General features: G+C 52.6%; 6 protein-coding genes and 1 tRNA gene. 5 read left to right on the forward strand and 2 right to left on the reverse strand.

Annotated elements, in window-relative coordinates; genetic code table 11:
* Both VLA04_03365 and VLA04_03370 read right to left on the reverse strand, forming a co-directional pair.
* On the reverse strand, positions 1-1720 hold a 1720-nt coding region (locus tag VLA04_03365), incomplete at its 3' end, for a glycoside hydrolase family 2 TIM barrel-domain containing protein (protein HSI20717.1).
* A 66-nt stretch (positions 1721-1786) separates the two neighbouring features.
* On the reverse strand, positions 1787-2173 hold the full coding sequence (locus VLA04_03370; GenBank protein HSI20718.1) for a GtrA family protein: 387 nt from the start codon (positions 2171-2173) through the stop codon (positions 1787-1789).
* Between the two features lie 51 nt (positions 2174-2224).
* Between VLA04_03370 and VLA04_03375 the strand changes: the two genes are divergently transcribed.
* The 5 genes from VLA04_03375 to VLA04_03395 form a co-directional block, all read left to right on the forward strand.
* The gene (locus VLA04_03375; GenBank protein HSI20719.1) at positions 2225-3343 is read left to right on the forward strand and encodes a hypothetical protein; all 1119 of its coding nucleotides are present in this window, start codon (positions 2225-2227) and stop codon (positions 3341-3343) included.
* Positions 3344-3345: 2 nt separating this feature from the next.
* A complete protein-coding gene (locus VLA04_03380) occupies positions 3346-4911 on the forward strand; it encodes a glycosyltransferase family 2 protein (protein HSI20720.1) in 1566 nt (521 codons plus the stop codon).
* Positions 4908-6593 (forward strand): glycosyltransferase family 39 protein, encoded by a 1686-nt coding sequence (locus VLA04_03385; GenBank protein HSI20721.1) that lies wholly within the window; start codon positions 4908-4910, stop codon positions 6591-6593. The genes VLA04_03380 and VLA04_03385 overlap by 4 nt, the downstream gene beginning before the upstream one ends.
* Before the next feature lie 37 nt (positions 6594-6630).
* Positions 6631-6704 (forward strand) — tRNA-Gly (locus VLA04_03390).
* 249 nt (positions 6705-6953) lie between these two features.
* On the forward strand, positions 6954-7158 hold a 205-nt coding region (locus VLA04_03395), incomplete at its 3' end, for a hypothetical protein (GenBank protein HSI20722.1).

Raw genomic sequence — 7158 nt, forward strand, 5'->3', positions numbered from 1 at the left:
GACGGTCGTACGTAGTGAGGCCATTCATTTCATGCTCTACATCGACAAGCTGGGTGTAGCAAAAACCGGCCGCAGATGTAAAGCTACTCACCACTTCCATGAGCGTCTCATACTTTTGCAACAGCTCGTCGTTGGAAGAAATGGACGAATACCAATCGTACAGGCCATCGCGCTCACTTTCTGGGACATCCTGAGGAATCATGAGGAAGCCACCCACCTCGGTGAAAATAATCGGCTGGCCCCTATAGCGGGAGGTGCGGGCAAAGAGTGGAATATGCTCTTGCCCAACTTTGTCCGGCAAGTCCATGCCATTCTTATATTTCTCCGCTAGTTCTGCTGCAGTCGAGTAGTCGTGAATGGCACAGATATCGGTGATATCCGTATGCTCCCAACCATCGTTGTCCACCACGGGTCGGAATTGATCCAAACGGCGGGTAATAGAAACAATCCGCTCCAAGTAGGCGTACTGGCCCGGATGATTTTGACGCAAGCCTGGCACACCCCAGCTCTCGTTCATGGGAACCCAAGAAATGACGCTCGGGTGGTTATAGTCACGGCGGACAACCCGTTCCCACTCGGCAAGGAGGAGCTCTTCGCTTCGTGGCGACCAGGACCGCGCGTTAGCCATCTCACCCCATACCATGAGGCCCATCTTATCGCACCAGTAGAGCCAGCGCGGGTCCTCGATTTTCTGATGCTTTCGGCAGCCATTGAAACCCAGGTCTTTCATGAGCTGAATATCAGCTTTAAAAGCTTCGTCGGAAGGGGCAGTCATGCCGCCCTCCGGCCAGTAGCCCTGGTCCAACACCATCGCTAGATACCGTGGTTTTTCGTTAAGGAAGACCTTGCCATCTTCAATATGCACGCTGCGCATGCCGGCGTAGGTCCAAACGGCATCAACTTCTTCATCACCCTCCAAGAGGGTCACCTTAATGTCATAGAGGTGCGGCGTTTCAGGCGTCCAATGCTTGGCGTTAGGAATACTAATCATTACCTGCGCCGTAGCGTTGGTGGTGACATGGGTTTTCTCGCCCATAACCTGTTCCCCATCGCGCACGGTCACCTTAATGGAGCGCCTGCCGCACGGTGCGTGTAAAAAGAGCTGCAAGGCAAAGGCCTGGCGCTTAAAGAGCGGGGTAATGCGTATGTCATCGATACGAATGACACTTACAGGCTCAAGCCAAACAGACTGCCAAATGCCCGTGGTGCAGTAATAGTCCACCGCGCCCGGAATCCCACTTACCGACTGCTTGCCCCGGGGCTGTTCCGGGTCTTGATAGTCTTCTACGCGCACCACCAAGCGGTTGTCCCCGCTTTGCAAGTACGGGGACAAGTCAAAGGAAAATGGCACATGGCCACCCTGGTTATGACCCACTTCCTGCCCATTCACCCAAACGGTGGAGCGGTAATCCACGGCGCCGAAATGGATCAGCACGTCCTTGCACTGCCAATCTGCTGGGACAGCAAAGGTACGGGCATACCACACCACTCCATGAACCGCCTTGTCGTGAATGCCGGAAAGCTTGGTTTGGTAGGCAAAGGGCACCGTAATGGTGAGCGGCAACGCCTTCCCCTCAAACCAGCGCTCTTCACGGCCCACATTGGCATCGTCAAACGCAAACTCCCATTCACCATTTAAGTTGTGCCACTCGCTTCTCATGAAATGAGGGCGAGGGTATTCGGCACGGAGAACGGTAACTGCGTTTTTGGATGACTTCATAAACTGGCGGTTAGTACGTCCATCTATTTGACCCTTACTCTCGCCTAGAGTCAACCCATCCAAAACCTAGGCAAAAACCCAGAATTTACTGAGGCCGTAATTCCAGAAGAAAACAATTCCCACTGCGACGAGTTTGGAGATGTTCTCCTCCATGCCCAACTCAACGTGGAGAAGGTGGAGGATGATTTCCGTAATGAGCAAGCCTCCCAGCGAGACAAGAAGGTACTTGGCGTAACGCTCGCGGGACCCCTGCTTAAAAACGTAGCGGCTGTTAAAAAAGTACCCGTTGCTAAAACCGGCAAAGAACCCAATCCCCCCAGCTACGTACACTGAAGCATTGAGAAGGAGAAGGAGATTGAAGACCAGCATGTCTATGGCGGTGCTGAGAGCGCCAACACCGGCAAACCGAAGGATGGGTGACTGGGAAATGCTGTTGGAAGAGGGTTGAGGCATGACCTTCCGATGGTAGCACGTAGGGAAAATCAGGTACAATGATGAGGCATTATGCCGCTCCATCCAATACTACGTCCGCCCACCCGCGTCTCCCGCCTGTACCCCCTGATGACGCTGGTCCTTATGATTGGGAGTAGCTCCCTTGTCTATGCGTGGCAAAATTCCCAACTGACGGGCGATAGCGCCATCCGTGACCGTGACCGCCAAATAAGCGAGCTCACCGCAGAGGTTGAAGAGCTGGGCGCACAGTCCAAACTGGACAAGGCCAGCCTGCAGAGCCAGCAGGAACAAATTGCGCAAATGAACAGCCAACTCAAGACTATTGAGTCTGACTTGGTGACAAAAACGCAGCTCCTTAAAGACGCCGAGGGCCAGCTAGCCAAGCAAAAGGACCAGCTTGCCACTAACTCTTCCGAACTGGAGAAGCTGCGTGACCGGCCACCACTCTTCAGTTTCCAGAACGAATCCTCGCTTCCTGACATTGAGGCGAAAAAGGCGGCCGTCAAAGAAGTGGTCACCTCTGCATACGACTATATCCAGAACCTCTACGGACAGCCCTACCTCCTGAACAGCATCACCATTACGTTTGTCGATGGCTTCAGTATTGCAGGCGCCTCAGGGGAAATTGAGATCTCCAACGGGCCAAAGGGAATCGCCATCGATATCCACATTAAGGATTTTGATAAAAACGACTTCCAAGATGTGAGCACTATCATTCACGAAACCATCCATGGCTTTCATGGGATTGGCGTCTTTGATATTTCCGCCATGGAAGAAGGCATTACCGTAGCCGCGACCGATGCCGTAATGAGCCGCATGATTGCCGATGGCAAGCTGCCTAAATTTAGCCGGCTCTACCTCATTATTACGGAATCGCAGTATGCGGATTACAACAGCCGCTTTACCATTGCCGCCGACAACGATGACTTTTACGGCAACTCCCAGATTTCAAAGATTTACCAGCTCTTAGGGGCTGCTTGGTACAAGCTCTACGCGGCGGACAGTGACTTCTTTAAAAAGTTCAACCAAGCCTACTACAGCAAGGTCCAGAAGGGCGAAACTGTTGATGCTGCCGGCGTTCGTGATATTATCGCGAGTATCGTACCTACAGTAGGATCCACTTCAATAAGTGCTTTCCTACAGCAAAACCGCGCGTTCAACCCCAACTAGTCATGTCCCCCATTACCGAACTGCCGGCCGACCCTAATATCGAACCAAAAAAGTATTCTTCTTTTTGGTTCCGTTTTTTTGAGATCCTTCCTGGTGCTACCGTCTGGATCGCCCTCATCTCCCCTTTCATCCTGGCCGTGTACGCGCCGCTGGCAGTTACCATTTTCATCCTGCTTTTTGATGTCTATTGGTTCCTCCGCGCCATTTCGTACGGTGGCGTATTGGTAAAAGGTTACCGCCAATTTCATAAGAATGTGCGCACGGACTGGGGTGCCAAACTGGCACAGATTACTGCCCTCACGCCGGAACAGCGCGACAAGTGGCACATTCTTCCTTGGGAAGATGTATACCACGCTGTGATCGTCACTACCTATAAGGAAGAGCTCACCATCCTTAAAAAGTCATTGGATTCCATTGTTGAGGCAGACTACCCCAAGGACCGCATGATTGTGGTTTTGGCCACCGAGCAACGTGCCGGTGAACACGCCCAGGAAATTATTCGTGTGCTCAGTGAGCGGTACAAGGGCAAGTTTGGCAAGTTCCTTATTAGCGAACATCCCGACGATATTGTCGGCGAGGTGAAGGCCAAGGGCGCCAACGCCACCTGGGCTGCCAAGATTTTGGTTGAAGAGATGCACAAATCTAAGATCCCTTTGAGCAATGTCATTGTCTCTACTGCGGATGCCGACACCCGCTTCCCTGCCTTTTACTTTTCCTGCCTTACGTACAATTTCTGCGTAACCCCAGACCGTGTCCGTGCCAGCTTCCAACCCATTGCCACGTTTTTCAACAATATCTGGCAGGCACCCATGCTTTCACGCGTCCTTGCCTTTAACACCACTTTTTGGGCCCTTGGTGAGTCGGTACGAAACTACCGCCTCCTTACTTTTTCCACGCACGCCACATGTCTCCAAACCTTGGTGGATATTGATTACTGGTGTACCAGCATTGTGAACGAGGACTCCCGCCAGTTTTTCCGCTCGTACTTTCACTACAAAGGAAACTTCCGCGTTGTACCGCTTTTCATCCCTATCTATATGGATGCAGTGCATGTGCAAAAAATGCGTGACACTCTTCGCAACCTCTACTACCAGCAGCAGCGCTGGGCGTATGGTGTGGAGCACTTCCCGTACATTGTCCTGGAATCACACCGCCTCCGTCGCTCTATCAGCCTGGGCCGGCGTGTAATGCTCATTTGGCGGGCGTTTGACGGTGCTTTTAGCTGGGCAACCACCTCGTTCTTCATTACCGTTGTAGGCTGGCTTCCTATTCTGCTCAACGAGCAGTTCAGTAGCCAAGTTGCCTCTTCAAACTTTCCCCAAGCCGCCAAACTCCTCCTTTCACTTACATGGATTGGCTTGGTCATCTCAGGCATCATCACCCTCCTCCTGCTTCCTCCCGATCCTAAGCGCAAATCACCACTCAGTTGGGCAGGCATGATCCTCCAATGGGCATTCATTCCTATTGCTGCCATTTTCTTTGGCGCACTCCCAGGGTTAGATGCTCAAACCCGCCTCATGTTTGGTAAGTATATTGGGTTCCGCGTCACTGAAAAGAAAGCCGTATGAAGTTAAGGGGGCTCATTAAGGGGAAGTTTTTGGTATCGCTTCTTTTGCTATGGGTTGCGGGCATGGGCATATACCAAGCGCAGCATCACACACTCACCTCTGACGAGGCCATCCACACTGCCTCTGCCTACCTGGCTATGACACGTGGGGAACACCGCTTTGACCCCGAGCACCCCTTCTTGTTCAAATACCTGACAGCTGTTCCATTCTTGGTCTACAAAACAAATCTGCCGGCCCGTGACATGGCCCTGTGGGATGGCGCAAGGCCAACTTCTTACGACTCCTGGGGCGAATCACGCACGTGGGCTGATCATTGGGTGTACGAAAGTGGCAACAACGCAGAAACCATGCAGTTCCTCATGCGCCTCCCCGGCATCGTGCTCCTTGTCCTCCTCAACTGGCTTGTCTGGTGGTTGGCACGCCGCTGGTTTAACGAGAAGGTTGCCAATTGGGCACTCTTCTTTACCGCCTTCAATCCCACGCTTCTGGCGCATGGCTACATGACCAATACCGATGTGCCCCTGGCCCTCATGTTCATACTGGCACTGTGGAGGGTTTGGGAATACTGGCTTATGCCAAATAAAGTCACTGCACTTTGGCTGGGCGTTGCCCTTAGCGGTGCATTGCTTACAAAGTTTTCTGCCATCGCCCTTATTCCCATTATTGGTATCTGGGTCATTGCGACCGCCTACACCCGCCGCACTTCGTGGGCACGCGCCGTAGGACATCTAGGGCTCATTGCGGTCACCTTTATTGCCCTAGCGTGGATTACTTACTTCTTCAAATCCCCGCTTACGCCTGGGAGCACCGAGATAGTGAGTGCCACTCACACCATTTCGCAGTATCAGGACCTCATGTTCCACCTAGAAGGAGTCCTAGGGTTCAAGCCACAGTTGCTCCCAAGTGCCTACGTAAAAGGATTGCTCATGGTGTTGGCTGGTGGGCAGGTAGGACGGGAGGTGTTCTTCTTAGGTACCGCACACGGCGTGGGGGTCTGGTACTACTTCCCTGTCATCTTCCTCCTGAAGAGCCAGTTAGTTGCCCTTGGGCTGCTCGCTACTGGCCTAGGCCTTGCGTCCAAGCAGCTTGGCCGCCCCCGAAGCTGGAGTCCGCTTACCTGGCTTTTGGTTATTTCTGGCGGGATATTCATGGCCCTTGCCATGAAGAGCAAGCTCAACCTTGGCATCCGCCACATTAGCCCTGTGTTTCCCCTGGTAAGCTTGGGCTTGGCTGTAACCATGGCACGTATCCAGCCGCTCCTCAGGAGTCACCTCCTACCCACGCTTGTGGTAGTAGGATACGCACTACCGGTTCTCGCCCAAGGCGGCAACCTGATTGGCTTTGGTAACATTGTCACCACGCCCGGAAAAGAACGTCACCACTTTTTCCAAGACAGCAACTTGGACTGGACCCAGTCGTGGAGCCGTATTGGCACCGTGTTAGAAAAGGAGTTTCCTGGACAACCCGTGTACCTTTCCTACTACCAAAGTGGCCTTACGTACTACGCGCCCGATAATAAGCAGCTTCCAGCCTCGCGCGCAGGCTCAGACGGCCCTGGGGCAATCTTGGTCAGTGCTAGTAGCCTTAACGGGCACATGCGTGAATATCAGCAGTATGAGCCGGCTTTTATTGTTGATGACGCCTATTTCATTTACCGCACCGACGGGTTGGTGCCCCGCTAGCAAGTGCGCACAGGCTTTGCTAGTCTAAGAAAACCGCGCGGGTATAGTTTAGTGGTAGAACACGTCCTTCCCAAGGATGAGATGCGAGTCCGATTCTCGCTACCCGCACCAAAATAAAGCGAGACCTTTTTGGTCTCGTTTTATTTTGAAGTGGTATACGGGATGAGGGCTCAGTTCGACCACGCCCATACCTATTGAGCCGCAGGCGAAAGCGGGGTTAGCGCAACGCCTCTATGCCGCTTCGTTATGAAACGAAAGGCATAAGAAAGTGAGCGTCTTCCCACTACCCGTACCATTCTCTTCGAGAAGGCTCCATGGTACGCTCTACCTAACCCAATGTGACCCTAATAGACCTAGAGATTGAAGGTGATTGATTTCTTAGAAAATATAACTCGCTTGGATTTAGTCAGAACACTTTCGTTCGGCGATACCGTGTCCTTTTTGGTTAGCCTGGTATCTCTAGTAATTGCCAGTTTAGCCCTAAAACGACAGTTCTACGCACCTGCTAAACTTGATATTTACCAGCTAACAACTGAGACCCTTGGCGGTAGTGCTAGCGGGGGCG

The organism is Verrucomicrobiia bacterium (assembly GCA_035460805.1).
Taxonomy (GTDB): Bacteria; Patescibacteriota; UBA1384; order CAILIB01; family CAILIB01; genus DATHWI01.